The organism is Nonomuraea sp. IBHARD001 (assembly GCF_056106265.1).
This window is the reverse complement of record NZ_JBWBBW010000002.1, coordinates 8,235,094-8,259,863: the sequence shown is the minus strand read 5'-3', so window position 1 is coordinate 8,259,863 and position 24,770 is coordinate 8,235,094. Positions and strand designations below refer to the sequence as shown.

Below are 24,770 nucleotides of genomic sequence, written 5' to 3'. Positions count from 1 at the left end.
GAGAGCCTTGAGGGGTGTTCGGGTGATCCCCCAGGTCGTGTGGTCTCAGGTCAGCGGCAGGAAGAAGCTGCGGAGCTGCTCGGCGACGTAGTCGGGCTCCTCGTGTGACATGAAGTGCCCGCCGCGCTCGGGCCGGGCGAAGTGGCGCAGGTGGGGGAAGGCCCGTACGGCCAGGCTCTGCGGGTAGCCGGACATCAGGGGTTCGTGGCTCAGGGTGATCGCGGTCGGGACGGTGATCGGCGGGCGGGGCGGGGTGTGCGCGTCGTCGTAGTAGGCGCGGAAGGAGGAGCCGATGCTCTCGGTGGCCCAGTAGAGGGTGGCCACGGTGAGCAGGTCGTCGGCGTTCCATCGGGTGGCGAGGTCGCCGCCGCAGTCGCTCCAGTCGCGGTACTTGTCGGCGATCCAGGCCAGCAGTCCTGCGGGGGAGTCGGCGAGCGCCGCGGCGATGGTGTCGGGACGGGTACCCATGATCGCGCTGTAGCCGCCGTCCCGGGCGTCGTAGGCGCGTTCGGCAGCGAGGTAGGCCAGTTCGTCCGGTTCGAGGTCCGCGGGGTCGAGGCCGGAGGTGAGGCCGCCGGAGGTCATCTGGATCCCGGCCACACTGCCGGGGTACAGGGCGCCGAGCCATTGGGTGACACTTCCCCCGATGTCCCCGCCGAACGCCCCGTACCGCTGGTACCCGAGTGTCGTGGTCATCAGGTGCTGCCAGGTCGTGGCGATCTGCCGTGCGGTCACAGGCACGTCGGGCGCCTCGGAGTACCCGAATCCGGGCAGCGACGGGACGACCACATCGAACTCGGCGGCCAGCCGATCGGCCACGCCCAGCATCTCCGCGAAGCAACTCGGCCAGCCGTGCGTGAGGATCAGCGGCATCGCCCCGCGACGCGGCGACCGCATGTGGACGAAGTGCACCTTCCGGCCGTCAATCTCGGCCAGGTACTGCGGGTAGGCGTTCAGCCTGGCCTCCGCCCGGCGCCACTCGAAGCCGTCGGCCCAATGGGCGACCAAGGAGCGCAGGTCGTCCGGGTCGGCCCCGGCCTGCCACGGCACGCGGTCGGTGGCCGTGGTGTAGCGGGTACGCGCCAGGCGCGTCCGCAGGTCGTCGAGCACATGCTCTGGCACGTCGATCACAAAGGGCTGCATGCGGCACCATTATCCGCACCGTCCGTCCGCGGCTCCGGCGGCGGTCAGTGGGTTCGATGGTCGGTGATGTGCAGGCCGAGGGCCCGGCGGGACAGCCTGGTCAGCGGCGTGGGGTCCTCGGGGCGTAGTGGCGTGCGGTGCTTGTCGTCGCGCTTCATGACGAGCACCGCCACGGCGACCGTCGTCACCGCGGCCAGGCCGAGCAGCAGCCCGGCCAGCGAGATGATCAGGAACATGCGCTGCGCTCCTCGTGGGCACGGCGGGGACGGGAGGGCGTCCGGGAGGCGGGTCGATCTCCTCTCGGCCGCGATACCGAGAGTGCTCCGGGAGCCCGGGACGAGATCACCGCATGACGGGACATGTCCGGGACGTCCGCCCTACGATGGAGAAGTCCCTGGACGTCCCTACGTGCGGGCAGGTGAGATGGCCAACGAGCGCTTGCGGGTAGCCCTCCTGGAGGCGGGCGAGTCGCTTTCTGCTCGGCGATCCGGAGGGCCGTCATGTCGCCAGGCACGACACGGGCACCGACGAGGGTACGGCGGCGCAGATCCGGATGGCGATGGTGCTCTACCGGGCGTTACGCCAGGTCGAAGGCATGCAGATCCGGCTGCACGACACGGTCCTGTACAACTCGATCTACCGGGCCGACGACCAGCTGCTGGTGAACACCCATGTGTACGGCCGGTTCGCGGCCGACGCGCCGGTCATGCACCTACGCCGGCTGCGGGGCGGCGACATGGCCGGCACCTATGTCGCCAGCTTCGACGCCGTCTGGGAGGGCGCGACCCCCTGGCAGGGCTGAGCGGCTACGCGTCGAGGGCGAGCATGCGGGACAGGTCGCGCAGGCATTCCTCGTAGACCGGTTCGAGGTCGGAGTAGGCGAAGTCCAGCTGGTGCAGCACCTCCATGCACAGCAGGCCGTAGAGCCTGGTCCAGCAGGTCAGGAAGACGTGGACGGCCTGGGGCGGGAGGCGGTCGTCGACGGTGGCGCAGTACGCGGTGAGCTGCTGGCGCAACGAGGCGGGCAGGTCGGACAGGGCGGGTACGGGGAAGCCGCGGGTCCGCCAGAGCTCGACGGTCAGGTCGAGCAGGACGTGTTCGAAGCCCAGGGCGGCCTGGTGGCGGGGGGAGCCGGGACGCCGGTCGCCCGGGGGGATGGGGCTGGCGAAGATCCAGCCGAACTCGGCGGGGTTGGCGACCGCCCAGGCGCGCATGGCACGGCAGGCGGCCAGCAGGCGTTCGCCGACGGAGGCGTCGGCGCGTGCGTCGCGGGCCTGCTCCATCGTGGCGGCGAGCTCACGGAAGAAGACGGCGGTCGCGGCGCCGACCAGCTCGTCGTGCCCGGCGTAGTAGTGGTAGAGGGCGGGCCCGCTCATCCCCACCTCGCGGGCCACCGCATTGATCGTCACCGCGGCCGATCCCTGGGTGACCAGCAGCCTGCGTACCGCCGCCTGGATCTCCTCCAGGGTGGCCTGGCGCAGCCTCTCCCGCCGGGTGGTGGACATCGTCGGCTCCCTGTCGTCCGGGTACGTCGCGGCATTGACATCCTAGACTATCTATGTTTCCTTAATGCCTCTAAGGAGGTTTAGAGCTACTAAGGAGATGGGGTCATGCCACGCAATCCGCTCGCCGGGGTCTTCGGCAAGTACGCCACGGACGCGACGATCACCCATGCCGAGCCGGTCACACCGTCGATGCTCCGGATCAGGCTGGAGACCGAACGGCCGATCGGCTTTCCGTACACACCCGGGCAGCACATCCGTATCCAGATCAAGGACCCGCTGTCGCTGTCGGGCATCCTGCGACCGGTCGAAACCCTGCGTACGTACACGATCTGGGAGCTCTCGGCCGAGCGGACGGCCGTGGAGTTGCGTGTGCACCTGTACGAGGGGGAGGGCATCGGGCTGAGGTGGGCGCGGGAGGCGCGGGCGGGTGACGCGGTGACGTTCTGGTGGGCGCAGGGCGATTTCTTCACCCGGGAGGCGGCCTACCACGTGTTCATCGGCGAGGAGACCGCGTCCGCAGCCTTCGGGCCGATGATCCGCGCGCTGGGCCCCGAGGCCGAGGTGCATGCCGTACTGGAGAGTGAGGCGCCCGAGCACGACCTGCCGATGCCCGGGGAGCGGCCCGTGCGCCGGGTGCATCGGCACGGCGCGCCCGCCGCCTCCTCGCCCGTGCTGCTGGCGGCGCTGGCCGGGCTCGACCTGCCGGGCAATGCGGGAGCCGCGTATGTGGCGGGCGAGGCGAGGACGTGTCAGCTGGTCCGCGACTTCCTGGTCCGTGAACGCAACTGGCCTCGGCACGGCATCAAGGTCAAGCCGTTCTGGACACCGGGCAAGCGCGGGCTGCACTGACCGTTGGAACGTGTGGCACGGGAATGGGCGTTGTGTCACCATGCGCGGATGATCGAATTACGGCCGGACGACGTCGCCCCTGCTGAACTGTCGTCGAGGACGCGTATCAAGCGGGTCGCCTCGGCCGTCGCGGTCGGCGCTCTTCTGCCTGCGCTTCTTCTCGCCTGCTCGATCGCGATGGCTCAGCTCTTTTCCGACACCTCCGCGTGCGGTGGGTGGTTCGGGTGCATCGACTATCTGTTCATAGCGTGGGAGCTCGGCCGCTACCTGGCGCTCGTGCTCGCGTGGCCGCTGCTCTACCTCTTCCGGGTACGGCCGGCCTGGCGGGTGGCGCTTGTCGGGGCCGTCTTCCTGGTGGCCATCTGGCAGGTCGTGCTGATGATCTCCGGACCGCTGCTCGGAGTGGCCTGGACGCTGATCGTCTCCAGCGGGGTGATCGCCTATGCGCTCGCGGCCTGGCTGACGACGGCGGGTACGCCTCGGCTTCGGCTTCTGCTCGGTGTGGTCGTGGCTGCCGTGGTGTTCGTGGTGGCGCTCAGGTGGGGGGTGTGATCCCGTAACGCTCTCAGCGCTTCGCGCGTCGCCACAGGGTGACGACGGCGATGGAGGCGCTCAGCAGGATGACGCTGCCGACGAGGTCGAGCACATAGTGGTTGCCGGTGACCAGGACCACGCTCACCATGCCGAGCGGGAACAGCCAGGCCACCGGCGCCCATCGGGGATGCGAGGCGCGCAGTCCCAGCCAGGCGGTGTAGCCGCACCACAACGAGAACGCCGTGTGCATGCTGGGCATGGCGGAGAACAGGTTCCGGCCACTGGTGAGGTCGCGTGTGGTCCGGCCGATGCCGGTGAAGTCGTGGAGGGCGAGAACGTCCACGATTCCCGGCAGTGCGAGTCTCGGCGGAGCCATGGGAAGCGCCCAGAAAACCGGCAGGACGAGGATCACCATCACCACGAACGCCCGCCGGGCCTCGACATACGCGGCCGGCCGCCGGACGAAGGCCCACACGGCGACGCCGAGAACGACCACGTAGTAGAGGCGGTAGTAGAAGACCGCGGGCATGATGAACGCCGGATGCCCGACCAGCCATCGATTGGCGTGGAGCTCGATGTCCAGGCGCCATGCCCGTTCGAGGTCCTGAAGGACGGCCGCATTGCTCATGGCCGTATGCGCGACTCCCTGGCCCGCGGCGACATGGAGCCGGGAGAAAAGGAAAAGCACCAGCAGGAGGAACGCCACCTCGAGAACGGGGGCCGGGCGTCCGCCTCCGCGTCCGGCCAGTACGACACGCCGAACCCGGTCGGATAATCGTGTGGTCACGAAGATCACGGTAACTCGCCGCCGATGGTGTCGCCGTAAAGTGCGCCGCCGGTGCTCCTGAGTTGTCCGCACGAGCGGGCATACGCTCGCAGGATGGCGAAGATTCTCATCACCGGGATGTCGGGCACCGGGAAGTCCACCGCGCTGGAGGCACTCCAGGCCAGAGGGCATCGTACGGTCGACACCGACAGCGAGCGGTGGAGTCGCTGGGCCACACCGGACGACTGGGTGTGGCGGGAGGAGGCCATCGGGGAGTTGCTGGACGGGCACGGGCAGGGGCATCTGTTCGTGGCGGGGTGCAAGTCGAATCAGGGGCGGTTCTACGCGCGGTTCGACCAGGTCGTGCTGCTGAGCGCTCCGGCGGAGGTCATGCTGGCCAGAATCGCGGCACGGACCGGGAACCCGTACGGGAAAAGGCAGGAGGAGAGGGAGGCGATCCTCCGGAATCTGGCCGACGTCGAACCGCTGCTGCGGGCCACGGCCACGGCGGAGGTCGACGCCTCGGCTCCGCTCGACACGGTCGTACGGGAGATCGAACGGCTTGCCGGACCGCCGGGCGGGCATTGTGGGGACCGGTGACGGCGAGGCGGGGGGCGGCAGGGAGAATGCGGAGGGGGCAGCGGCACGGCCGAAGGAGGGGAGGACGGCGATGACGGGGACCGTCGCGGACGCGATGCTTCATCACCCGAAACTGCACGGGCCCGGAGTGACGGTCGGTGAGCTCAGGGAGTTCTTCCTCGGCGCGCACGTGCACGCCGCGCTCGTCGTGGACGCCGATCGCCGGTTGCTCGCGGTGGTCGAACGGGCCGACCTCGAAGGCCCGGAGCCGTCGGGCCTGGCGGCGACGGCCGGTCGGCTGGCCGGGCGTACGACACGGCCAGGCGCCGAGGTGGACGGCGTCCTGCGGCTGATGCGTGAGCAGGGGCTGCGCCGCCTGGCGGTCGTCGACGAGGACGGAATCCTGCTGGGCCTGCTCGCCCTGAAGCGCAGCCTGCTCGGCTTCTGCTCGGACGCGGGAGTACTCGCACGCCGAGCCGAGACGATCGCCGCCAGACGAGAACTGCTCACGCGAGGCGGCTGACCTGGGGAGGCGCCTTGCCGGACAGGCCACCCAGAACGCGTCCGACCGGCTTCAGGCGGTAGGCGCGCATCTCCACGATCATGGCGGCGGCGCTGTGCCGTGCTCACTGACACCTCTTGTCAGCAGGGCCTCGGTGTAGGCGGCGAGGCGGGCTGCGGATGCCGGGTCGAGTGTCCTCAGCGACAGGTCCACCGGCTTGCCCCGGTCCACGGCGGTCAGGCGGGCGGCGGGCGGCTCGTCGATCCAGGCGACGATCGGCCGTACCGAGTCGGCCACCGGGCGGGCGAACAGCCTGGCCAGCAGTCTGAGCGAGCCGCGTACCACCGGACTGGCATGGCCGTCGAGGCCGCTGCGGGTGAAGCCGGGGTGGTAGAGCACGTATCGCGCCTTGCCCTCGTGGGCCACGCCGAGCAGGTCGTTGGCCCGTCCGGCCTGCAGTTGGGCGCGTACCTGGCCGTATGTGCCGGTCAGCTGGGGGTCGTCCCAGTGGATACGGCCCGCGGTGTTGCCCACCCCGGCGATGTTGACGATCACCGGTGCGGGCGCGGCGTCGAACAGCGGGGCGAGCCGATGGCCGAGGAGGTACCTGCTCAGGTAGTACAGTGCGAACGTCGACTCCAGCCCCTCCGCGCTCACCTGCCGTCTGGCGTTGACCCGGTTGGCGAACAGGGCGAGCGCGTCGACCCGGTCATGGTGTTCGCCGATCAGCCCGACGACCCGTTCGACCTCCGCGATCGACGACAGGTCGGCCCGGACGAAGCGCAGCCGGGCCTGCCCGGCCTCCCGCAGCAGCGCCGTGCCCTTCGTCTCGCTGCTGCCGATCACCGTGACCTGGTCGCCGCGCGCCAGGCGTCGCAGCGCGGTCGCCCTTCCCATGCCGTCGGTGCCGCCACTGATGATCACGATCTTGCCGGGCACGCGTCCTCCACAGGCTGGCCATAGTCTGGTTGCACGACTGTGCCCATCGTGGCCGCCGCTGCCGGGGGCAGGAAGAAGGCAGTTTGATGTCAGGTACGCACACCGGTGTGCCCTCCGTGCTCGCCTACGACCTGCCTCGACCGGTGCCGGTCGACGAGCTCGCCGCCTGTCCCGCCGGAGAGGTGTTCCGGCGGCTCGGCGACAAGTGGAGCCTGCTGGTCCTGGTCCTGCTCGGCGGCCGTCCGCATCGCTACAACGACCTGCACCGCGCCGTCGAGGGCATCAGCCAGCGCATGCTGACCCGCACCCTGCGCGGCCTGGAGGTCGACGGCCTGGTCGAACGCGAGGTCTTCCCCACGGTCCCGCCGAGCGTGGAGTACCGCCTGACACCACTCGGCGCGACCCTTCTGCCCCCGATGTCCGCCCTGGCCGACTGGGCGGTCACCCACCACTCCGAGATCACCGCGTCGCGCCGACGCCACGGCGCCTCACACTGACGCCCGAACGCCCGGCAGGACATGTCCGACGTGCACCGTGGAGTCGTGAGCAGGCCGCTGCGCGTGCTCTTCTGACGTGGTGTGGTGGAGGGGCGCAGGAGAGGTTGTCGGTGAAGAGGGACTCCAGGGGGGTGAAGTCGCCGGTTCGGGCGGTGTGCAGGAAGGTGCGTAGCAGGCGTCGGTGTTGGACGCGGTCGACGGGGGCCTGCCGTACGGTCGTGAGGTGTTTGCGGGCGCGGCTGACGAGTTGGCGGGCGTTGGTCTGGCTGAGCCGCAGCAGGTCGGCGATCTGGGCGTACGGATAGACGAACGCCTCGCGTAACACGTATGCGGCGCGCTCGGTGGGGGAGAGGCGTTCGAGGAGGAGGGACAAGGCGAGTTCGAGCGCCTCGCCGCGTTCGGCGTCGTCGGCGGGGTCGCGGGTGGTGTGGTCGGCGGGGTCGGTGGGCCAGGGGTCGACGCAGCGCTCGTGCCGGGCGTGGGCCGACCTGGTGAGGTTGATGGTCAGTCGGGTGGTGATCGACGCCAGGTACGCGTGGTGGTTGGCGACGGTGGTGCGGTCGGTGCCCTGCCAGCGCAGCCAGACCTCCTGGAGGATGTCCTCGGCCTCGGTGACGCTGCCGAGCATGCGGTAGGCGATACCGAACAGGCGTGGCCGCAGTGCGACGTAGTCGGCCGCCGCCTGGTCGAGCGCTCTGGTGTCGTGCGGGGTTTCGGCATGCATGATGGTCCGCGCCTTCGCTTCTGTGACGGCGTTGTCTTCCGGACGAACAGGCCGAAGCCTGTCGATTTTGGGGCATACCCCGTGTCGGTCCGGGCCTACCTGCCGTCGCCGTCGCGGCCGGGCCAGTCCTGGTAGTTGAGCTGCCCCAGGATGGCGCCCGGACCCGGCACCAGCGTGCGCTCGCCGAGTTCGCTGCCGAAGTAGTGCGCGTGCACGTCGGTGATCACCTCACGTGGGTCCCCCCACGCGGCCAGCGCGTCGCGGAAGAACTGGTCCATCCGGTACCGCTCGGGCCCGGCGACCTCGACCCTGCCGTTGAGCGGCGACCCGGCCGCCACCCTGCCCACGGCCTGGGCGGCCTCGTCGCCCGCGATCGGCTGGAAGAGCACGGGCGCGATCCGTACGGTGTCGCCGTCCGTCGCGCCGTCGGCGATGCTCGGGACGAACTCGAAGAACTGGGTCGCGTGCACGAGCGAGTACGGGATCGCCGAGCGTTCGATCAGCCGCTCCTGTGCGATCTTCGCGGCGAAGTAGCCGTTGTCCGGCATGCGCTCGGTGCCGACCACCGACAGGGCGACGTGGTGGCCGACCCCGGCCTCCTCCTCGGCGGCCAGCAGGTTGCGGGTGGAGGTCTCGAAGAACTCCAGCACCGCGTCCTGCTCGAAGGACGGCGAGTTCGACACGTCGATCACCACGTGCGCCCCGGCCAGCACCTCGTCCAGGCCCTCGCCGGTGAATGCGTTCACACCGGTGCCCGGCGCGGCGGCGACGGCCTCGTGGCCGTGCTCGCCGAGCCTGGCCACCAGCTTGGAGCCGATCAGGCCGGTCCCGCCCACTACGACGATCCTCATGACGTACGTACCTTCCGCTTCGCGGCGGGCACCCCCCTGTGCCCTCCGGTCACCAGACAAGACAGGACAGCGGCCCGATCTGTGACAGATCGGGCCAAAATCCTAAAGACCTGGCGCCACCGCCAAGCTTTGCCGGATCAGCCCGCTGTACATGGCCTCCATGTCGGACACGAGCGCCGGATCGAGGTCCGGCCGATCGCCGGTGACGATCTCGGCCTGGAGCGACAACGCGGCGGCGTACCCCGGACCGCGCAGCCGTTCGGCCAGGGCCAGACCGAGGTCGATCCCGGCCGTCACCCCGGCGGCCGTGACGAGGTCGCCGTCCTCGACGATCCGCTCGTCGACGGCCACGGCGCCGAACCGGTGCAGATGCGGCCTCGCCGCCCAGTGCGACGTCGCCCTGCGCCCCTTCAGCAGCCCGGCGGCCCCCAGGAGCATCGACCCCGTGCACACGCTCGCCACCGTCCCCGCCCCTGCGCCCAGCCGGGCGAGCTGGGCCAGCAGTTCGGCGTCACCCATGGCCCCGGCCAGTCCACCGCCACTGCCGGGGACGAACACGACGTCGTTGTGCTCCTCGGCATCGGCCAGCGCCAGGGTGGAGACGACGCCCACCCCGGTGTCACTGGTGACGACGGCTCCGGCCCCCTCCAGGCCGGCGAGCTCGACCCTGGCGCCGATCAGCGAGGCCAGGAAGAACTGCGGCCCGATCAGGTCGAGCGCCGTGAACCCGGGATAGACGAGCATCACGACACGCTCGCTGCCCTGGATGACCAGGTCCGGCCGCTGCGCGAGGCGCAGGTGCGCGGCCTCGCTCTCGTCGCCGGGCAGGTGGTGGGACTCGGACACGGGCTGTGCTGCGCTCATGGGCTCTCTCCACGTGTGATCATGAGACTTCTCCCAGGGGGAGTGGTGCGGTGACGAAGTGCGGACGGCCGGTCAGCGGATGGGCGACGATCGTGCTGCGCACGCCGAACACCTCGCCGACCCGCTCGGCCGTCAGCACCCGCGTGGGCGGGCCGGAGGCCACCACGCGCCCTTCGCACAGCAGGACGAGGGCGTCGCAGTAGGCCAGGGCGTGATCGAGGTCGTGCAGGGCCGCGATCGTGGTGAGGCCGAGCTCGCGTACCAGTTCGAGCAGGTCGAGCTGGGCGCCGACGTCGAGGTGGTTGGTCGGCTCGTCCAGCAGCAGCACGGGCGCCTGCTGGGTCAGCGCACGGGCCAGCAGCACCCTCTGACGCTCGCCTCCCGACAGCGTGGCGAACACCCGCGAGGCCGCCCAGCGCATCCCGACCCGGTCGAGCGCGGACTCGGCGATCTCACGGTCGCGGGCGTCGTCGCGGTCGAACAGGCCCTTGTGCGGGGTACGGCCCATCGCGACGACCTCGCGCACGGAGTAGTCGTTGTCCAGGTCGTGGTCCTGGGAAAGCACCGCGGTGCGGCGTCCGGCCTGCTTGGCGCCGAGGTGCCGGACGTCGTCGCCGCCGACGCGTACGGCGCCGCCCGAAGGCCGGAGCGCCCGGTAGACACAGCGCAGCAGCGTGCTCTTGCCCGACCCGTTGGGCCCGACGAGCCCGGTGACGCGACCGCTCTCGGCGTACAGGTCGACGCCGGTGAGGATCGGCACGCCCTCGACGACGACCCGCAGGCCCTGGGCGTGCACCCTCATCCGCGCCCCTTGCCCTGCCTGCGCAGCAACCAGAGGAAGAACGGCGCGCCCAGGGCCGCGGTGAACACGCCGACCGGCATCTCGTTCGGCCGGTCGACCGTACGCGAGAGGAGATCGACCAGCACCAGGAACACCGCCCCGACCAGCAGCGAGACCGGCAGCACCCGCCGATGGTCGGGCCCGACCAGCAGCCTGGCCGTGTGCGGCACCATGAGCCCGACGAAGCCGATGCCGCCCGAGACGCTGACGACGGTGGCGGTCAGCAGGGAGGCGACCAGCAGCAGGGCCAGGCGCAGCCGGTTGACGTCGACGCCGAGACCGGCGGCGGTGTCGTCGCCGACGGTGACGGCGTTCATGGCACGGCCCTGCAGCAGCAGCCAGCCGAGTGCGAGCGCGATGGCGGCGGCGGGCAGCCCCAGGTCGGCCCACGACGCGCCGGACACCGAGCCGAGCAGCCAGAACATGACCCCACGCAGTTCGGAGGGATGGGCGCTGAGCTGGACATAGCTGGTGGCCGCCGAAGCCAGGTAACCGATCGCCACCCCGGCCAGCACCAGCCGCCCGGCCGCGAGCCGCCCGCCGCGCTGGGCCAGCCCGAACACCACCAGCAGGCTGACCACCGCTCCCGCGAAGGCCGCGCCGGTCACCCCCAGCACGGCGAGCGCCGCCGACATGGCGGTCAGCGCCACGACGGCCCCCAGCGAGGCCCCCGCCGAGACGCCGAGCAGGTAAGGATCGGCCAGCGGATTGCGTACCAGGGCCTGCAGGCACACGCCCGCCACGCTCAGCCCGGCCCCGGCCACCGCGGCGAGCAGCACCCGGGGCGTGCGGAAGTCCCACACGATCTGCTCGATCAGCGGATCGGCAGCCGGACCGGCCAGCAGCCTGGCCCGTACGACGCCCGCGACGTCGGGCAAGGGCACGGCCACCGTGCCCACGCCGATCGCCAGCCCGATCGCGAGCACGAGGGCGGCGACCAGCGCGACGACGAGCACGCCGTACGCGGGCCCCGACACCAGGTGGGGGCCGTGCGCGCGGGGCTCAGCCGTGTGCCGCATCGGCGATCCTCCTGACCGCGACGGCGTTGAGCGGCCCGAGGTAGAAGCCGTCGGACACGGAGGTGTAGGTCCTGGTCCTGGACGCCTCCCACTGCGGGAACATCGCGAACAGCGCGTCGGCCATCGCCTTGGCGTCGTCGCCCGGCTGGAACAGGCCGACCACGAGCACGTCCACATCGGCCGAGGCCAGCGCCTCGGCATTGATCTCGGCGAGCTCGGCGTCGGTCCTTCCGGCGAACGGGTTCACGCCTCCGGCCCTGGCGATGATGTCGTCGTAGATGCCGCCGCCGAACACCGCGGGCAGGCCGTTGCGGTTCATCGCCGACATGCCCGGATAGGCGACCAGCACGCTCCTGCGCGGCCTGCCCGCGTGCCGTGCGGCGATCTCGGCCAGGTCGGCCCTGGCCTCGGTGATGTACGCGGCGGCGCGCTCGCGGACGTCGAAGATCGCGCCGAGCTCGCTCAGCAGCTCGAACGACGACTCCACCGACTGCGCCCTGCGCCGCTCCTCGTCCTGCGGCCTGGGCGCCGGGTCGCCGTACGCGCAGTTGACCGGCGTCACGTAGCTCCTGATCCCGGCCTTGGCCAGCTCCTGCCTGGAGGCGGACCCGACCTCGGCGTCGAACCCGCCCGCCCAGGTCGAGACCACCAGGTCCGGGCGCAGGGCGAGAACCTGCTCCTTCGGCACCTCGAAGTTCTGGTTCAGCCGCAGGCCGCCGGTGGGCAGCCGCCTGACGCGCTCCAGCATCGCCGGGTCGTCGGAGACGCCGTAGGACTGGCTGTTGGCCAGGACGCGGTCGTCGAGTCCGAGTGCGACGAAGCTCTCCGCCTCGGCGACCGAGGTCCCGTTCAGCAGCAGCACCCGTTCGGGCGGCGCGTCGAACGTCAGCGGCGTGCCGCAGTTGTCGATCGTCAGCGGGTAGCCCGTCGCACTCACCCGGGCGGGCGGCGCCTGGGCCGGGACGGCGGCCGGTGCGGCACAGCCGGGCTGGATGAGGGCGAGAGCCACGAGCCCTGCGGCTCTTCGGGAACGGGTGGTCACACCTGGTGGTCGTCTGCGGCGCGGCTGTGGTTCCCGTTTCGTCCCCTTGACAGACAGGGTTCTCATCCGACCGATCGGCTGACAGGATGTCGGATGTGTCCCCGCAGGATCCCGCCGTGCGTCTGGCCAGAGCCGCCGTGTTCGCCACGGTGTGCGTCGTGGTCTCCGCCGGGGGACACGCCTTCGCCGGTGGCGGGCGGGTCCCGCTCGCCGTGATCGGCGCGGGTGCGCTCGCCGTCCTGCTCGTGGCCTACGGGCTCAGCGGGCGCGAGCGGGCACGTGAGGTCGTGCTCGGCACGACGGCGGTCGCGCAGATCGTGCTGCACGGCCTGTTCGCCGCCACCTCGCCTTCGGCCGTGCCCGTCGTCGCGGGCGAGCACGGACATCTGGGCATCGGCATGGTCCTGGTCCACCTCGTCCTCGCCCTGCTGACCGGATGGTGGCTGCACCGGGGCGAGAGCGCGGTGTGGCTCATGCTCCGCCTGTGGGCGGTCGCGCCGCTGCGGCTGCTGCTGTGGCCGCTGGTGGTCGAGGTCGACTCCGTACGGCCCGCCGGTCAGGCCGTGTCGGCCGGTGCGGCGCTGCCGCCGCCTGGGCGCGAGTTCGCCGTGGTGGTGCATCGGCGGGGTCCGCCGGTCGGCTCCGGCGCCGGCTGACCCTCTCCTGCTCGTCGGCCGTCGCCATCGGTCATGCGCACGCCCGCGTTCTCGCGCCGGCGTGGTTTCCGATGCGCCCTGCCGTGCACCGGCATCGGCGGGCCACTTCTTTGGAGTCGGCGATGGCATTTCTGCCGCGTAGCGTTCGCACCCTCGTGCTGGTCGGGCTGGGGTGCGGCATTTTCCTGCTGGCGGGCAGCCCTGTGGCGCTCGCCCATGACAGTCTCAAGCGCAGCTCCCCCGCGAAGGACGCCCAGGTCGCGTCCGTCGAGCGGATCGAGCTGGAGTTCTCGGCCAAGGTACGGTTTCCCGCGGTCGTCCTGCTCGACCCCTCGGGTGCGAACGTCGCCGTCGGCGCGCCCGTGGTCGAGGGCAAGCTGGTCGTGACCGACGTGCCCGCCGCCCTGGCGCCGGGCGCGTACACGGTCGGCTGGCGGGTGGTCTCCTCCGACGGGCATCCCATCGAGGGGGAGATCCCGTTCCGGGTGTCCGGGTCGGGCTCGGCGTCCGTGCCCCTGTCGCCGCTGCCGTCCGCCGGTGTGCGGGCCGGGGAGGAGGCCGGGGGGACCGGCTGGATCTGGATCGTGGGCGTCGTGGTGGTGCTCGCCCTCGCGGTCGGCGTCGCGGGCCTGCGCTCGTCCCGGGCCCGTGCGGACGCCCTTCCCGCCGACACCCGTGAACAGGGCGAGGACACGCCGTGAGCGCGTCCGGCGCCGAGTCCCAGGAGGACCTGCGGGTCACCGCGCTCGCCCTCGCCGCACGCACCGGCACGCCGTACGCGGTCGAGGAGTTCACCCGGGCGGTCTATCCCGACGTCCTGCGCTACCTCGCCTACCTGACCGACGCGCAGTCGGCCGAGGACCTGGCCCAGGAGACGTTCCTGCGCGTCCTGCGCAGCCTGCCGCGTTTCGCCGGGCGTTCGTCGGCACGTACCTGGTTGCTGTCGATCGCCAGGCGTGTGGTCGTCGACAGGTTCAGGGCCGCCGCCGCCCGGCCCTCCATCGCCGATCTCGCCGACTGGCAGAGCACGGCCGAACGCAGCCTGCCGTACGGGCTGTCCGGCTCTGAGGACGTACTGGCCCTGGTCGGCCTGCTGGACGAGATCCCGCCCGAACGCCGCGAGGCCTTCGTCCTCACCCAGATCACCGGCCTCCCGTACGCCGAGGCCGCCGCCGTCCTCGGCTGCCCCGTCGGCACGATCCGCTCCCGCGTGGCCCGAGCCCGCACCCAACTCGTAGCCGCCCTCCACAAGGCCGACCAGGCCGCCTGACCCCGCGCCTTCCCGGGTCCGTCCGCGCGGCGGGCCCGGGAGGTCACGTCCTGGTGAACCAGGTGATCTGGGCGCCGTTGCTGAAGGATTCGCGTTGGGTGGGGGTGAAGAGGGTGGGGGTGAAGGCGCCGGAGAAGGCGGGGATGCCGGTGCCGAGGACGAGGGGGTACCACTTGATGATCAGGGCGTCGATCTCCGGCAGGAGGGCGCCTGCGAGTTGGCCGCCGCCGGTGAGCCAGATGTCCTTGCCCGTGTCCTCGGCCTTGAGCTTGCGCACGGTCTCCAGCGGTTCGCCGGTGACGAGTTCGAGTGCGGGGTCGGCGATCTCGCCCAGTGTCGTGGAGACGACGTACTGCCGCATGTGGGCGTAGGGACTGGTGATGCCGATGTCCAGGGCGGGCGTGTAGGTGCCCCGGCCCATGATGAGCGTGTCGAAGTGCCCGTTGGGTGTGTCGAGCGGCATGCCGAAGTGGGGGCGCACATGGGAGGGCACGGTCTCGGGGTAGCGTGCGTTGATCCAGGCCGTCATGTCGTCGGCCAGGGGGAAGCACTCCCATTCGCCGTCGGGGCCCGCGATGTAGCCGTCGATCGAGACGCCGACGTAGTAGACGAGCTTTCGCATGCGTGTGACTCCATTCGTAGTACTCCGTTTGCAGTGGTCTCAACGTAGTACTACGAATGGAGTGGTGTCAACGGCGTCCTCCCGCAACACCGCCCTGGCGATCACCACCACACAGAAAACGCCCAGCAGTAGCCCCCACAGCACATCCGACACGAAATGCATCCCCCGGTACAGACGTGAGGCCGCGACCACCAGCGGCACCGCGACCCCGGCCGTCCACACGAGCGCGCTCAGCACGCGATGCCCGTGCAGCCGCATCGCCAGCAGGACGGCCAGCCCCAGGTAGAAGCCGACGGCCGCGCTCACATGACCGGACGGCCAGCTGCTGGTCGGCGGCGCGGGATCCAGATGTGTCACGGGCGGCCTGAGCCTGCCGACCATCGCACTGGTGGCGAGGAAGAGCAACGACTGCGACCACACCGCCAGAACGAGGAACACCGACTCCCGCCACCGCCGCAGAGCCAGCCGGAACACCAGCGCGCACACCGCGGTCAGCGTCACGATGTAGGGCGTGTCGGACAGACTGCTGCCCAGGTCGGTGAGGTCGTCGAACAGCGGCGTACGTAAGGCCGCGATGTCACGCATGACCTCGCCCTCGCCCCACGCCGACGCCTTGATCAGCCTGCCCATGGCATAGGTCGCCACCGCCATCAGGCCGAGCGCCACCAGAGCGGGCCAGGCCCTGGCCCACAGCCGTTCAATCACGCGCTACCGCCTCCGGTTCGACGCCCGCCACGACGGGAGAGATCGGCTCACGGCCGAGGTCGCGCCGCCAGCTCTCGAAGGCGATCGTGGTGGCCGCGATCACCAGCACACCGAGCAGGACCCCCGCCACCACATCGCTGACCCAGTGCACCCCGAGTGCCACCCGCGTGTAGGCAACCGACCCCACCACGAACGCCGCCAGCGCCCACGCCACGACCTTCTGCACGGTCGTGACCAGGTACGGCAGCGCCAGCAGGACCAGCACCCCGGCGCCGAGCGTGGCGTTCAGCGCGTGCCCGGAAGGAAAGGACTCGCCGGGCGCCACCGCCACCGGATCGGGGAACATCGGCCGCGCCCGGCCGATCACGATCTTCAGCAGCAGCCCGAGCGCCCCACCGACGGTGATCGTGACGGCCGCCCACCAGCCGAGCCTGGGCGCGCCCCGATAGGCGATCCACCCGGCGGCGGCGAAGACCGCCACCCGCCACGGCCACGGCCCGAGCACGTCGCTCCACACGCCCGCCGCCCAGGTCAGCATCGGATGCTCGATCGCGAAGACGTGCAGGTCGTGGGCCACCCCCTGGTCGAGGGCGTGCAGCGGCGCGAAGACGGTGAGCACGAGCACGGCGACCACCGCGAACAGCATCCCGGCGCCGACCGAAAGCCCCGCGGCCAGCGTGAGCCTGAGCCCGAGCCTCGGCCCGCTCATCGGACCTCCTCCTTGCGCCGCAGCCCGACCGGCCTGCCGTCGCGGTCGATGAGCGCGCTCATCAGAACCCCTCCTTGCGACGCAGCTCCGCGGGCCGACCGTCGGGGTCGACCACGAGGCGGTACAGCGGTCTGGCGAGCGTCCTGCGCACGCGCCCGATCTCGGGACGCGCGTGCACCCGCAGCCGTCCGGGCGGCCTCGGCCCCTTGCGCCCGCCCTCGTGCCAGGCGTCGAGCCTGGCCGCCGACTCGGCGAACACCTCGAAGGCGGACTTCGGGTCGCACAGGTCGTCGAGGTCGTCCGGCCCGCGGTCGAGGTGCTCGGCGGCGAGTGTGAGCCGCAGGTCCCTGGCGAACCGGCGCGCGCCGAACGGCGGGCGGGGATCGGGCTGCTCGTCGAGCACGGCGCAGCTCAGCTCGGAGTCGTAGGTCCACGAGCGCAGGTTGACATTGTCGGAGCCGACGCTCGCCCACACGTCGTCGACGACGCAGGCCTTGGCATGCACGTAGACGGGTGTGCCCGCGTGGTTCTCCAGGTCGTAGATGCCCACCCGGCCCTCGCCCGCCCGCATCAGCCGCTCAAGGGCGGCCGATCGGCCGAGCAAACTCGCGGGTCCCGCCAGCCAGCCGTCCTGGTCGGGATGACGGGGCACCACGATGATCATGCGAAGCTCCGGCTCGCGCTCAAGGGCTTGCGCGAACGGCTCGATGACCTCGGTCGACCAGAGGTACTGGTCCTCCAGATAGATCAGCGACTGCGCCCTGGCCAGCACCTTCAGGTAGGCCCTGGCCACGCTACGCTCCCCGTCGGGTGCGAACGGGTAGGCGCGGCGCATCTGCGGATAGGTCCGCAGCAGTTGCACGGCATGCGTCCCGACCGGCGCGGGCGGCGGCCCGGGATCGGGCAGCGGCGGCATGTCGTCCATGCTCTGCAGGTGGTCGCGCAGCCGCTTGAGCGGATGGCGGGTCTCGGGCGCGGGATCGGACCAGCGCTCGCAGAAGACCTTCTCCACCTCCGCCACCGCGGGACCCCGGATCTCCACCTGGATGTCGTGCCACGGCGGTCGCCGCCCGAACGCGCTCGGCATGGGCGCGCTCTGGGCGTCGCCGTGGTGTCGGGCGTCGTCGCGGCGGCTGTGGCAGAGGTCGATGCCACCGGCGAAGGCGACGTCCTTGGACGGGTGGTCCTTGTGGCGCAGGATGACGAACTTCTGGTGGTGCGAGCCGCCGTGCCGGGTGCGCTGGTCGAGCACGCACTGGCCGCCCGCCTGTTCGATCTCCTGGCCCAGGTGCCGGTTCTCCGCGGCGCTGAAGCGCAGGACGTCCAGGTGGGAGCGCCAGATGAGCCCTCTGACGAGCGCGCCCCTGCCCGCGGCGGCGGCCATGGCCGAGGCGACGCTCGGCCCGTCCGGGGCGAGCAGTTCGTCCGGGTCGCCGCGCCAGTCGGCGAACAGCAGCAGGTCGTCCTCGCCGAGCCCGTCGATCCGGGAGGCGAGTTCGGCGAAGTAGGTGGCCCCGTGCACGAGCGGGCGCACGTGGTTACCCGTCGACCAGGCGTCGAGCCGGGTCGACGGGTTGCCGCGCTCGTCCTCGGTGAGGAACCACTCGTCGAGCCTCATGTGCGGCGCCAGCGCGACTCTCCGAAGCAGTACCCGGCGAACAGCAGCACGCCGATGGCGATCACCACCAGCAGCGTGGGTCCGACGGGCGTGTCGGCGAACGCCCTGAGCGTGGCGTCTATGCCTCCGGCCTTGTCGGGGTCGAAGGTGATCGCCGCCTGGACGACGAAGATGCCGGCCAGCCCGGCGATCAGCCCGCGAGCGATGTACCCGGCCATGCCCAGGCGCTCCATCGTCTTGCGTGCGCGCGGCGACATCTGCCCGAGGTTGAGCTCCCTGCAGAACTTCTTCGTCGCGCCCTCGTGCACCCAGTACACGCCGAGCGCGAGGATGCCGAGCCCGATGGCCCCGACGATGAACTGCCCTGCGGGCAGGTGCAGCAGCGTGTCGGTGAGGTTCTGCGACTTCTTGTCCTCGGACCCGGCCGACTTGCCGGAAAGGACGACGGTCAGCAGCGTGGAGAAGATGAAGGCGTAGACGACGACCCGTCCCGTCGCCTGCGCCCGCTCCTTGGCCTCCCTGTGGCTGAACAGCGCCTCGGTCGCCTGCCACACGGCCAGCGCCGCGAAGCCGACCGTCATGATCCAGAGGATCACCTGTCCGAACGGCAGATCCGCGACGGCCCCGATCGCCCCGGCCTTGTCGGCCTCCCGATCCCCGCCGCCCATCCCGATCTGTACGGCCAGCACGCCGATCAGCGCGTACAACACGCCGCGGCACACCAGCCCGACCCGGGCCAGCCTGTCCAGCGCCGGGCTGTCGGCCGCCCGTCTCGCCGCGGCTTCAACGTTGCTCACGGTTCCTCCTGAGAAATCGCCAAGACTCCCAGGTGCCCCGGAACCGCCGTCCTATTCGTCGGGTTTCTAGAGGGGTGGGAGGATCGTCAACTCGGGGTTGACGCTCCTCGATCGTCAACCTAGGGTTGACGCATGAACGCAGACAAGCCACGGCTGGACGACCTCATCACCGCCATCAAGCACCGCCACCCCGACGGCGACCCCCTGCAGCAACTCAGCGACGCGGTCCTGCTCGGGGAGTACCTGGGCGAGCTCGCCGACCACCTCATCGGCCACTTCGTCGACCGCGCCAGGCACTCGGGCGCCTCCTGGACCGAGATCGGCCGCAGCATGGGCGTCACCAAGCAGGCCGCGCAGAAGCGGTTCGTACCCAAGGACAAGGACAAGGAGGGCGCCACGCTGGCCGACGACCTCAAGCAGTTCACCAGGTACACCGACCGGGCGCGTCACGTCGTGGTCCAGACCCAGCAGGAGGCCGTCGAGGCGGGCGCGGCGCTGATCGAGCCCGCGCACTTCGTCCTGGGCCTGCTGTGCGAGCCCGACGCGCTGGCCGCCCAGACGTTCGTGGCGCTCGGCGTGCCGCTGGCCCGGGTACGCGAGGCCGTCGAGGCGGGCTTCACCGCCGAGCAGGGCCCGCCCGTGCAGCCGCCACTGGCCTTCAGCGCGGCGGGCAGGAAGGTGCTGGAGCTGACCCTGCTGGAGTCGCTCGGCATGGGCCACAACTACATCGGCACCGAGCACATCCTGCTCGGCGTGCTGGCCCAGGGCGAGGTCACGGCGCTGGCCGAGCTCGGCCTGACCAGGGACAGGGTCGAGGCCGAGCTCAGGAGAAGGCTGGAGGAGGTCCTGCGCATGCGGACGCAGGGGTAGAGGTGCTCAGCGCTCGCGCAGGCCGTACCTGTCGTGCAGGCGGCGCAGCGGTCTCGGCGCCCACCAGGCCGCGCGCCCCAGCATCGTCATCAGGGCAGGCACGAGGAACATGCGGATCACGGTCGCGTCCAGCAGGATCGCGGCCGTGAGCCCGACGCCGATCTGCCTGACGGGCGAGAAGCCGCCCCCGGCGAAGCAGGCGAAGACCACGACGAGCAGGATCGGACCGACGGTTGATCTTGCCTCTCGGCCGGGCGGATGACCGGGGAACGCCAGATGTACTCCTGAGTGCGGAGAACCCACTCTTTAGTGGCGCTTATCCATGCTCATAGGAGGTTTCATGCCATAGACCGATAATTCGGTGGGCGCCGAAACAAGCCCCACCTAGGGTCGACCCCATGGATGTGATGACCGCCCCCCGCACCGACCGCAAGGCCATGGCCGCCGTCGTCGTGACCGTGCTCTCCTGGGCCTCCGCCTTCGTCTCGATCCGCGCCGCCGCGGCGCACTACGACCCGGGCCCGCTCGCGCTCGGGCGGCTGCTGGCCGGATCGATCGCCCTGCTGGCGATCTGGGCGCTGCGGCGCGAGGGCTGGCCGCCGAAGGCCGCATGGCCGGGCATCCTCGGCTCGGGCGTGTTGTGGTTCGGCGTCTACATGGTGGCGCTGAACTGGGGCGAGCAGGAGGTCGACGCGGGCACCGCCGCCATGGTGGTCAATGTCGGCCCCGTGCTCATCGCCCTGCTGGGCGGCTGGCTGCTGAAGGAGGGCTTCCCGTCCCGGCTGATGGCCGGTATGGCGGTGTCGTTCGTGGGCGCGGTGGTCGTGGGCATCTCGATGTCGGGTTCGGGCGGGTCGGCCGAGAGCGGTTCGCCGGTGCTCGGCGTGCTGCTGTGCCTGCTGGCCGCCGTGGTCTACGCCGCCGGTGTGGTGCTGCAGAAGCCGGCGCTCAAGCACGGCTCGGCGTTGCAGGTGACGACGTTCGGCTGTGTGATCGGCACCGTGGCCTGTCTGCCGTTCGCCGGAGGGCTGGTGGAGCAGGTGCAGGTCGCGCCGCTCTCGGCCACGCTGAACATGATCTACCTCGGCCTGGTGCCGACCGCGCTGGCGTTCACCACGTGGGCCTACGCGCTGGCCAGGACGACGGCGGGCAAGATGGGCGCGACGACCTATGTGGTTCCGGCGCTGGTGGTGCTCATGTCGTGGGCGCTGCTCAGCGAGGTGCCCGGCTGGCTGACCTTCGCCGGTGGCCTGCTGTGCCTGGCGGGGGTCGCGGTCTCCCGGGGTGGGAAAAAGTCGGCGTAGCACCCAAAAAGGGACAATCGTTGTCCGTGTGTTGACCGGGGGCCGGGCATCAACCCCTCGCATCCGAACGCGGTGCATCTGATCCAACACGGAGAGCGAGGGGGCGGTCATCGTGCGCGCCGTACTCGTGGGAGCCGTACTGGCGGGCAGTCTGCTCACCGCCCTGCCCGCCGTCGCGGCCGACGCCGACATCACGGTCACGCCCAAGGTCGTCGAGCCGGGCGGCGAGGTGGAGATCGCCCTGAACTGCGCCGACTACACCAAGGCCTATGTCGAGTCGGACGCGTTCGGCACGATCGAGCTCAAGGGACAGACCAGCGTGCTGACCGTGGTCGGCAGGACGCCGGGCAAGTACACCGTCGACGGCGGCTGCGACCCCGGCGCCCATCCGCTCAACAGCGCCTACCTGGTGATCGAGGACGACGACTACCCGTCGGGCGGGGCCGACACCGGCGGCGGCGCCACCGCGATGCGCACGGTGAGCCCGGTCGTCAGCGCGGGCGTCGGCGTCGGCCTGGTCGCACTGGCGGGTGGCGGGCTGCTGCTGGCGCGGCGCTCCCGGGGCGGTGCGGGCCGCTAGCGCGCCGAGGGTCGTCGCCGGGCTCCTGCTGGCCGGTGCGCTCGCCTTCGCGTTCGACGCGATCGTGAACCGCTCGTACGGCCCGCCCTCGGCCCCCGGCCAGGACGCGGCGGCCGCCCTGTCGGACGCGGCGCATCCCGGGATGGACCCGAGCGTCCCGGTCAGGCTGGAGATCCCGGCGATCGGCGTCACGGCCGACGTGCTCGCGATCGGCAGGACGGCGGACGGCGCCGTCGAGGTCCCGCCGCTGGAGCGGCCCGGCCTGGTCGGCTGGTACAAGGGCGGCGTCACACCGGGCGAACGCGGCCCCGCCGTACTCCTCGGGCATGTCGACTCGCGCACCGGGGGCGAGGCCGTCTTCTTCCGCCTGGGCGAGCTGGCCAAGGGCGACGAGGTACGGCTGGCCAGACGCGACGGCTCCACGGCCGTCTTCGCCGTCGAGAGCGTCGAGACCCACGCCAAGAGCGCCTTCCCCACCCGAGCCGTGTACGGCCCGGCCAAGGGCCCGGCGCTCAGGCTGGTGACGTGCGGCGGCTCCTACGACCCGGACAAGGGCGGCTACAGCGACAACGTGGTGGCCTTCGCCCGCTTCGTCAGGCCGCTTCCTGCCGGGGCAGCACCACCTCCCTGATGATGATCAGCACGGCCGCGGTCAACGGGATGGCCAGCAGGGCGCCGATCACCCCGAGCAGCGCCCCGCCGATCAGCGCGCCCACGATGGTGGCGATCGGCGGCACGTCGACCGAGCTCTTCATCACCTTGGGGGCGATCACGTAGTTCTCGATCTGCTGGTACAGCGTGAAGAACACCACGCACGCGATGCCGACGCCCGGCGAGACGAAGAACCCGACGGCCGAGGCGATGGCCGCGCCGATGAAGGCGCCGACGAGCGGGATCAGATCGGTGATCGCCACGATCAACGCCAGCGGGAGCGCGTACGGCACCTTGAGCATGACGAGGAAGAAGAACGTCACCAGCCCGGCGATCAGCGAGATGATCAGATTGCCCGCGACATATCCGCCGATCTTGTCGATGATCTGGTCGCCGAGCTCCTGCGTCCTGGCCCGGCGCGAGCGCGGCACCAGCTGGTAGCCGGTCCTGGTCAGCGTCGAGAGTGAGCCCAGCAGGTAGAGCGTGAGCACGAGCACGGTCAGGGCGTTGAACACCGCCCCGATGACCGCCGTGCCGAACCCCAGGATGCCACCGAACATCTGGGTGCCGAAGGAGCCGCTGCCGATGTAGTCGGCCAGCTTCTGCAGCACCTGGAAACGCTGGTCGAACTCGCGGATCTGCGTGTTGTTCTGCAGCTCCCGCACGTACTGCGGCGCGTTCTTGATGAACTCGGTCGTCTGCTCGGTCAGCGGCGGCACGACGGCCAGGCCGAAGCCGACGAAGACCAGGATGACCGCGAGGAAGACCAGGCTGATCGCCCAGAACCGCGACAGGTTGTGCCTGGTGAGGAACTCGACGGCCGGGTTCAGCCCGATCGCGAGGAACAGCGAGACGACGATGAGCAGCAGCACGCCGCTGGCGATGGAGATCGCCTGGACGAGCAGCCATGCGGTCAGCACACCGAGCGCGCCGACGAATCCGAGTGCGAAGGGCCGCAGCGGGCGCATGGAACGGTCGACCAGCGGCCCGGGCGGGGGAGGGAGAGGGGGAGGGGTGTCCGACACCCCCGCCCTTTGCCCGGCAAATCACTGAATAGGCATCAAACGTTCACATATTGCCGAGGGCGCAGCGCATGGGCCCGCAGGGCGGCCAGCGCCGCCGCCTGCCCGGTGCGCGTCAGCCGTACCCACTGGCCGGCGGTGGCGTCCTCGTCGGCGGTGTGCCAGGTGAACTCGCCCAGGTGCAGGGCGGTCAGATGGCGGGCGAGGTCTTCGAGCGCCCTGGTGACGTCCGCCAGGCCGGTCGCACGGTGCCAGCCCTCGCCGCCCACGACCTCGGCCACGCGGGCGCACAGCTCCTCCCACGACAGCATGGCGCCGTCGGCCAGCAGCAGCAGCGCCGCCTCACGTGCCGACACCTCGAACTCGTGCTCGCGCCTGGCCAGCAGGACGGCCGTCGCCGCCTCCCACATCGTCGCGGGGGCGTCGCGCAGCATCATGCCGTGGTCGGTGACCACCAGCCGGTTGCCCGCGCGCTCAAGGGCGCCGAGGTCGTGCTCGGCGATCTCGCGCAGCGCCGCGGCCTCCGGCGAGAGCGCCAGCCGCAGCGGCACGCCGCCGCCCGACGAGGCCAGCACCAGCAGCCTGCGCAGGCCGTCGAGCGGGTGCGAGGGCACAGGCGCGTGCAGGCGCACCTCGAAAGGCTGGGCCAGCTCGCGCCTGGCCGGGCCCCGGCCGAGCACCCAGCGGTTGAGCCGCTCGCCGTGCACCCGGTGCAGCCAGCTGTCGCCGCCGAGCTCGGCCCTCGGCTCGGTGAGCCAGCGCCTGGTCAGCTCGGCGGGATCGGCCTCGGCTCCGGCCACGATCGCCAGCTCCAGCGCCGCCGAGCACGCCACGTGCGCGCCGAGCTCCTCCGGGCCCATGATCGTGCTCCAGCGCAGATCGGAGATGTCGGGAGGCAGCACGCCGGTCGCCTCCAGTGCCCGCTGGTAGGCCGCGGCGCCCGCCTCCTCGCCGCCGCGTGCGTAGGCCCGCAGGATCTGCCCGGTCTCAGGCGACAGGCACAACGCCGCGTAGCGCTCCATGCCGCCGAGCTCCAGCAGCCTGGCCAGCGCGCGGGCCAGCCTGGTGTGGTCGCCGTCCACCTTCAACGGCAGTGTGTACCAGAGGAACTCGCACACATCGAGCTGTGTGATCGTCTCAAGAGGCTCGCCTCCGGTCAGCCATTCGACCGAGGTCCTGGCGTCGTCGGCGAGGTCGGGCTCAGATCGCTCCAATGCGAGCAGGAGTGCGGCCACGTCCGGTGCAGGCATGCCTCGAAGTCTGCCGTATGGACGATAGCCCTGACGATGACCGAAACCGGTGCGCTTTGGG

Annotated in this window: 32 protein-coding genes; 13 read left to right on the top strand and 19 right to left on the bottom strand. The window is 71.0% G+C overall.

Annotated elements, in window-relative coordinates; translation table 11 throughout:
* Nucleotides 1-45: 45 nt before the first annotated feature.
* Nucleotides 46-1,143: an epoxide hydrolase family protein gene (locus ACTWNK_RS39225; RefSeq protein WP_474309992.1), complete on the bottom strand. Its 1,098-nt coding sequence runs from the start codon at nt 1,141-1,143 to the stop codon at nt 46-48.
* 44 nt (nt 1,144-1,187) lie between these two features.
* Nucleotides 1,188-1,379: a hypothetical protein gene (locus ACTWNK_RS39220; RefSeq protein ID WP_474309991.1), complete on the bottom strand. Its 192-nt coding sequence runs from the start codon at nt 1,377-1,379 to the stop codon at nt 1,188-1,190.
* Nucleotides 1,380-1,696: 317 nt separating this feature from the next.
* On the opposite strand from ACTWNK_RS39220, the gene ACTWNK_RS39215 reads away from it, so the two are divergent.
* Nucleotides 1,697-1,945 carry a hypothetical protein gene (locus ACTWNK_RS39215; protein WP_474309990.1) on the top strand — a complete coding sequence of 83 codons (249 nt, stop codon included), beginning with the start codon at nt 1,697-1,699 and terminating at the stop codon, nt 1,943-1,945.
* A 4-nt stretch (nt 1,946-1,949) separates the two neighbouring features.
* Here ACTWNK_RS39215 and ACTWNK_RS39210 read toward each other — a convergent pair whose 3' ends face one another.
* Nucleotides 1,950-2,648, bottom strand: a complete 699-nt coding sequence (locus ACTWNK_RS39210) for a TetR/AcrR family transcriptional regulator (protein WP_474309989.1) — start codon at nt 2,646-2,648, stop codon at nt 1,950-1,952.
* A 105-nt stretch (nt 2,649-2,753) separates the two neighbouring features.
* On the opposite strand from ACTWNK_RS39210, the gene ACTWNK_RS39205 reads away from it, so the two are divergent.
* Complete coding sequence (locus ACTWNK_RS39205; protein WP_474309988.1) at nt 2,754-3,497, top strand: siderophore-interacting protein; 744 nt, start codon at nt 2,754-2,756, stop codon at nt 3,495-3,497.
* 48 nt (nt 3,498-3,545) lie between these two features.
* Entirely contained in the window at nt 3,546-4,049 is a 504-nt protein-coding gene (locus ACTWNK_RS39200) for a hypothetical protein (RefSeq protein ID WP_474309987.1), read from the top strand.
* Nucleotides 4,050-4,062: 13 nt separating this feature from the next.
* Here ACTWNK_RS39200 and ACTWNK_RS39195 read toward each other — a convergent pair whose 3' ends face one another.
* Nucleotides 4,063-4,818, bottom strand: a complete 756-nt coding sequence (locus ACTWNK_RS39195) for a phosphatase PAP2 family protein (protein ID WP_474309986.1) — start codon at nt 4,816-4,818, stop codon at nt 4,063-4,065.
* A gap of 93 nt (nt 4,819-4,911) precedes the next feature.
* Here ACTWNK_RS39195 and ACTWNK_RS39190 point away from each other — a divergent pair, with 93 nt between their 5' ends.
* Both ACTWNK_RS39190 and ACTWNK_RS39185 read left to right on the top strand, forming a co-directional pair.
* Nucleotides 4,912-5,397: an AAA family ATPase gene (locus ACTWNK_RS39190; protein ID WP_474309985.1), complete on the top strand. Its 486-nt coding sequence runs from the start codon at nt 4,912-4,914 to the stop codon at nt 5,395-5,397.
* A gap of 70 nt (nt 5,398-5,467) precedes the next feature.
* Nucleotides 5,468-5,899, top strand: coding sequence for a CBS domain-containing protein (locus tag ACTWNK_RS39185; RefSeq protein WP_474309984.1), 432 nt, complete (start codon nt 5,468-5,470; stop codon nt 5,897-5,899).
* A gap of 78 nt (nt 5,900-5,977) precedes the next feature.
* Here the strand turns inward: ACTWNK_RS39185 and ACTWNK_RS39180 are convergent, their stop codons facing one another.
* Complete coding sequence (locus tag ACTWNK_RS39180; RefSeq protein WP_474309983.1) at nt 5,978-6,817, bottom strand: SDR family NAD(P)-dependent oxidoreductase; 840 nt, start codon at nt 6,815-6,817, stop codon at nt 5,978-5,980.
* Between the two features lie 86 nt (nt 6,818-6,903).
* Between ACTWNK_RS39180 and ACTWNK_RS39175 the strand changes: the two genes are divergently transcribed.
* The gene (locus tag ACTWNK_RS39175) at nt 6,904-7,314 is read left to right on the top strand and encodes a winged helix-turn-helix transcriptional regulator (protein WP_474309982.1); all 411 of its coding nucleotides are present in this window, start codon (nt 6,904-6,906) and stop codon (nt 7,312-7,314) included.
* On the opposite strand, the gene ACTWNK_RS39170 is transcribed toward ACTWNK_RS39175, so the two are convergent.
* The 6 genes from ACTWNK_RS39170 to ACTWNK_RS39145 form a co-directional block, all read right to left on the bottom strand.
* A complete protein-coding gene (locus tag ACTWNK_RS39170; RefSeq protein WP_474309981.1) occupies nt 7,277-8,038 on the bottom strand; it encodes a sigma-70 family RNA polymerase sigma factor in 762 nt (253 codons plus the stop codon). The two genes, ACTWNK_RS39175 and ACTWNK_RS39170, sit on opposite strands and share 38 nt — an antisense overlap.
* Before the next feature lie 95 nt (nt 8,039-8,133).
* Nucleotides 8,134-8,889, bottom strand: coding sequence for an SDR family oxidoreductase (locus ACTWNK_RS39165; RefSeq protein WP_474309980.1), 756 nt, complete (start codon nt 8,887-8,889; stop codon nt 8,134-8,136).
* A 102-nt stretch (nt 8,890-8,991) separates the two neighbouring features.
* Nucleotides 8,992-9,753, bottom strand: a complete 762-nt coding sequence (locus ACTWNK_RS39160) for a DJ-1/PfpI family protein (RefSeq protein WP_474309979.1) — start codon at nt 9,751-9,753, stop codon at nt 8,992-8,994.
* Nucleotides 9,754-9,772: 19 nt separating this feature from the next.
* A complete protein-coding gene (locus tag ACTWNK_RS39155) occupies nt 9,773-10,555 on the bottom strand; it encodes an ABC transporter ATP-binding protein (protein ID WP_474309978.1) in 783 nt (260 codons plus the stop codon).
* The gene (locus ACTWNK_RS39150) at nt 10,552-11,613 is read right to left on the bottom strand and encodes a FecCD family ABC transporter permease (RefSeq protein WP_474309977.1); all 1,062 of its coding nucleotides are present in this window, start codon (nt 11,611-11,613) and stop codon (nt 10,552-10,554) included. Before ACTWNK_RS39150 ends, ACTWNK_RS39155 begins: the two co-directional genes overlap by 4 nt.
* Nucleotides 11,597-12,622: an ABC transporter substrate-binding protein gene (locus tag ACTWNK_RS39145; RefSeq protein ID WP_474309976.1), complete on the bottom strand. Its 1,026-nt coding sequence runs from the start codon at nt 12,620-12,622 to the stop codon at nt 11,597-11,599. The genes ACTWNK_RS39150 and ACTWNK_RS39145 overlap by 17 nt, the downstream gene beginning before the upstream one ends.
* Nucleotides 12,623-12,741: 119 nt before the next feature.
* Here ACTWNK_RS39145 and ACTWNK_RS39140 point away from each other — a divergent pair, with 119 nt between their 5' ends.
* The 3 genes from ACTWNK_RS39140 to ACTWNK_RS39130 all read left to right on the top strand — a co-directional run bounded on the left by ACTWNK_RS39140 (nt 12,742) and on the right by ACTWNK_RS39130 (nt 14,581).
* On the top strand, nt 12,742-13,311 hold the full coding sequence (locus ACTWNK_RS39140) for an MFS transporter (protein ID WP_474309975.1): 570 nt from the start codon (nt 12,742-12,744) through the stop codon (nt 13,309-13,311).
* Between the two features lie 122 nt (nt 13,312-13,433).
* On the top strand, nt 13,434-14,012 hold the full coding sequence (locus ACTWNK_RS39135) for a copper resistance CopC family protein (RefSeq protein WP_474309974.1): 579 nt from the start codon (nt 13,434-13,436) through the stop codon (nt 14,010-14,012).
* Complete coding sequence (locus ACTWNK_RS39130; RefSeq protein ID WP_474309973.1) at nt 14,009-14,581, top strand: sigma-70 family RNA polymerase sigma factor; 573 nt, start codon at nt 14,009-14,011, stop codon at nt 14,579-14,581. The genes ACTWNK_RS39135 and ACTWNK_RS39130 overlap by 4 nt, the downstream gene beginning before the upstream one ends.
* Nucleotides 14,582-14,624: 43 nt before the next feature.
* Here ACTWNK_RS39130 and ACTWNK_RS39125 read toward each other — a convergent pair whose 3' ends face one another.
* The 5 genes from ACTWNK_RS39125 to ACTWNK_RS39105 form a co-directional block, all read right to left on the bottom strand.
* Nucleotides 14,625-15,203, bottom strand: a complete 579-nt coding sequence (locus ACTWNK_RS39125) for a dihydrofolate reductase family protein (RefSeq protein ID WP_474309972.1) — start codon at nt 15,201-15,203, stop codon at nt 14,625-14,627.
* Nucleotides 15,204-15,242: 39 nt separating this feature from the next.
* Nucleotides 15,243-15,908 (bottom strand): phosphatase PAP2 family protein, encoded by a 666-nt coding sequence (locus tag ACTWNK_RS39120; protein ID WP_474309971.1) that lies wholly within the window; start codon nt 15,906-15,908, stop codon nt 15,243-15,245.
* Nucleotides 15,901-16,617, bottom strand: coding sequence for a phosphatase PAP2 family protein (locus ACTWNK_RS39115; RefSeq protein WP_474309970.1), 717 nt, complete (start codon nt 16,615-16,617; stop codon nt 15,901-15,903). The genes ACTWNK_RS39120 and ACTWNK_RS39115 overlap by 8 nt, the downstream gene beginning before the upstream one ends.
* A 61-nt stretch (nt 16,618-16,678) precedes the next feature.
* Nucleotides 16,679-18,235: a phospholipase D family protein gene (locus ACTWNK_RS39110; protein WP_474309969.1), complete on the bottom strand. Its 1,557-nt coding sequence runs from the start codon at nt 18,233-18,235 to the stop codon at nt 16,679-16,681.
* Nucleotides 18,232-19,032, bottom strand: coding sequence for a DUF1206 domain-containing protein (locus ACTWNK_RS39105; protein ID WP_474309968.1), 801 nt, complete (start codon nt 19,030-19,032; stop codon nt 18,232-18,234). Before ACTWNK_RS39105 ends, ACTWNK_RS39110 begins: the two co-directional genes overlap by 4 nt.
* Before the next feature lie 132 nt (nt 19,033-19,164).
* Between ACTWNK_RS39105 and ACTWNK_RS39100 the strand changes: the two genes are divergently transcribed.
* Nucleotides 19,165-19,902 (top strand): Clp protease N-terminal domain-containing protein, encoded by a 738-nt coding sequence (locus ACTWNK_RS39100; protein ID WP_474309967.1) that lies wholly within the window; start codon nt 19,165-19,167, stop codon nt 19,900-19,902.
* A gap of 6 nt (nt 19,903-19,908) precedes the next feature.
* Here ACTWNK_RS39100 and ACTWNK_RS39095 read toward each other — a convergent pair whose 3' ends face one another.
* Complete coding sequence (locus ACTWNK_RS39095; protein WP_474309966.1) at nt 19,909-20,112, bottom strand: MMPL family transporter; 204 nt, start codon at nt 20,110-20,112, stop codon at nt 19,909-19,911.
* 188 nt (nt 20,113-20,300) lie between these two features.
* Between ACTWNK_RS39095 and ACTWNK_RS39090 the strand changes: the two genes are divergently transcribed.
* From ACTWNK_RS39090 to ACTWNK_RS39080, 3 genes are all read left to right on the top strand, one after another.
* Nucleotides 20,301-21,206 carry a DMT family transporter gene (locus tag ACTWNK_RS39090; protein ID WP_474309965.1) on the top strand — a complete coding sequence of 302 codons (906 nt, stop codon included), beginning with the start codon at nt 20,301-20,303 and terminating at the stop codon, nt 21,204-21,206.
* A 112-nt stretch (nt 21,207-21,318) separates the two neighbouring features.
* A complete protein-coding gene (locus ACTWNK_RS39085; RefSeq protein WP_474309964.1) occupies nt 21,319-21,786 on the top strand; it encodes a hypothetical protein in 468 nt (155 codons plus the stop codon).
* Entirely contained in the window at nt 21,773-22,417 is a 645-nt protein-coding gene (locus ACTWNK_RS39080; protein WP_474309963.1) for a class F sortase, read from the top strand. Before ACTWNK_RS39085 ends, ACTWNK_RS39080 begins: the two co-directional genes overlap by 14 nt.
* On the opposite strand, the gene ACTWNK_RS39075 is transcribed toward ACTWNK_RS39080, so the two are convergent.
* Both ACTWNK_RS39075 and ACTWNK_RS39070 read right to left on the bottom strand, forming a co-directional pair.
* Complete coding sequence (locus ACTWNK_RS39075) at nt 22,380-23,405, bottom strand: AI-2E family transporter (protein WP_474309962.1); 1,026 nt, start codon at nt 23,403-23,405, stop codon at nt 22,380-22,382. The two genes, ACTWNK_RS39080 and ACTWNK_RS39075, sit on opposite strands and share 38 nt — an antisense overlap.
* A gap of 92 nt (nt 23,406-23,497) precedes the next feature.
* Complete coding sequence (locus tag ACTWNK_RS39070) at nt 23,498-24,709, bottom strand: hypothetical protein (protein ID WP_474309961.1); 1,212 nt, start codon at nt 24,707-24,709, stop codon at nt 23,498-23,500.
* Nucleotides 24,710-24,770: the final 61 nt, after the last annotated feature.

Excerpts from the sequence above, each read along its gene's own strand:
- ACTWNK_RS39155 (WP_474309978.1), bottom strand. The coding sequence starts at position 10,555 with ATGAGGGTGCACGCCCAGGGCCTGCGGGTCGTCGTCGAGGGCGTGCCG.
- ACTWNK_RS39215 (WP_474309990.1), top strand. The coding sequence starts at position 1,697 with ATGGCGATGGTGCTCTACCGGGCGTTACGCCAGGTCGAAGGCATGCAG.
- ACTWNK_RS39090 (WP_474309965.1), top strand. The coding sequence starts at position 20,301 with ATGGATGTGATGACCGCCCCCCGCACCGACCGCAAGGCCATGGCCGCC.
- ACTWNK_RS39185 (WP_474309984.1), top strand. The coding sequence starts at position 5,468 with ATGACGGGGACCGTCGCGGACGCGATGCTTCATCACCCGAAACTGCAC.
- ACTWNK_RS39160 (WP_474309979.1), bottom strand. The coding sequence starts at position 9,753 with ATGAGCGCAGCACAGCCCGTGTCCGAGTCCCACCACCTGCCCGGCGAC.
- ACTWNK_RS39200 (WP_474309987.1), top strand. The coding sequence starts at position 3,546 with ATGATCGAATTACGGCCGGACGACGTCGCCCCTGCTGAACTGTCGTCG.
- ACTWNK_RS39225 (WP_474309992.1), bottom strand. The coding sequence starts at position 1,143 with ATGCAGCCCTTTGTGATCGACGTGCCAGAGCATGTGCTCGACGACCTG.
- ACTWNK_RS39070 (WP_474309961.1), bottom strand. The coding sequence starts at position 24,709 with ATGCCTGCACCGGACGTGGCCGCACTCCTGCTCGCATTGGAGCGATCT.
- ACTWNK_RS39110 (WP_474309969.1), bottom strand. The coding sequence starts at position 18,235 with ATGAGGCTCGACGAGTGGTTCCTCACCGAGGACGAGCGCGGCAACCCG.
- ACTWNK_RS39115 (WP_474309970.1), bottom strand. The coding sequence starts at position 16,617 with ATGAGCGGGCCGAGGCTCGGGCTCAGGCTCACGCTGGCCGCGGGGCTT.
- ACTWNK_RS39210 (WP_474309989.1), bottom strand. The coding sequence starts at position 2,648 with ATGTCCACCACCCGGCGGGAGAGGCTGCGCCAGGCCACCCTGGAGGAG.
- ACTWNK_RS39170 (WP_474309981.1), bottom strand. The coding sequence starts at position 8,038 with ATGCATGCCGAAACCCCGCACGACACCAGAGCGCTCGACCAGGCGGCG.
- ACTWNK_RS39075 (WP_474309962.1), bottom strand. The coding sequence starts at position 23,405 with ATGCGCCCGCTGCGGCCCTTCGCACTCGGATTCGTCGGCGCGCTCGGT.
- ACTWNK_RS39205 (WP_474309988.1), top strand. The coding sequence starts at position 2,754 with ATGCCACGCAATCCGCTCGCCGGGGTCTTCGGCAAGTACGCCACGGAC.
- ACTWNK_RS39150 (WP_474309977.1), bottom strand. The coding sequence starts at position 11,613 with ATGCGGCACACGGCTGAGCCCCGCGCGCACGGCCCCCACCTGGTGTCG.
- ACTWNK_RS39125 (WP_474309972.1), bottom strand. The coding sequence starts at position 15,203 with ATGCGAAAGCTCGTCTACTACGTCGGCGTCTCGATCGACGGCTACATC.
- ACTWNK_RS39165 (WP_474309980.1), bottom strand. The coding sequence starts at position 8,889 with ATGAGGATCGTCGTAGTGGGCGGGACCGGCCTGATCGGCTCCAAGCTG.
- ACTWNK_RS39220 (WP_474309991.1), bottom strand. The coding sequence starts at position 1,379 with ATGTTCCTGATCATCTCGCTGGCCGGGCTGCTGCTCGGCCTGGCCGCG.
- ACTWNK_RS39100 (WP_474309967.1), top strand. The coding sequence starts at position 19,165 with ATGAACGCAGACAAGCCACGGCTGGACGACCTCATCACCGCCATCAAG.
- ACTWNK_RS39140 (WP_474309975.1), top strand. The coding sequence starts at position 12,742 with ATGTCGGATGTGTCCCCGCAGGATCCCGCCGTGCGTCTGGCCAGAGCC.
- ACTWNK_RS39135 (WP_474309974.1), top strand. The coding sequence starts at position 13,434 with ATGGCATTTCTGCCGCGTAGCGTTCGCACCCTCGTGCTGGTCGGGCTG.
- ACTWNK_RS39190 (WP_474309985.1), top strand. The coding sequence starts at position 4,912 with ATGGCGAAGATTCTCATCACCGGGATGTCGGGCACCGGGAAGTCCACC.
- ACTWNK_RS39175 (WP_474309982.1), top strand. The coding sequence starts at position 6,904 with ATGTCAGGTACGCACACCGGTGTGCCCTCCGTGCTCGCCTACGACCTG.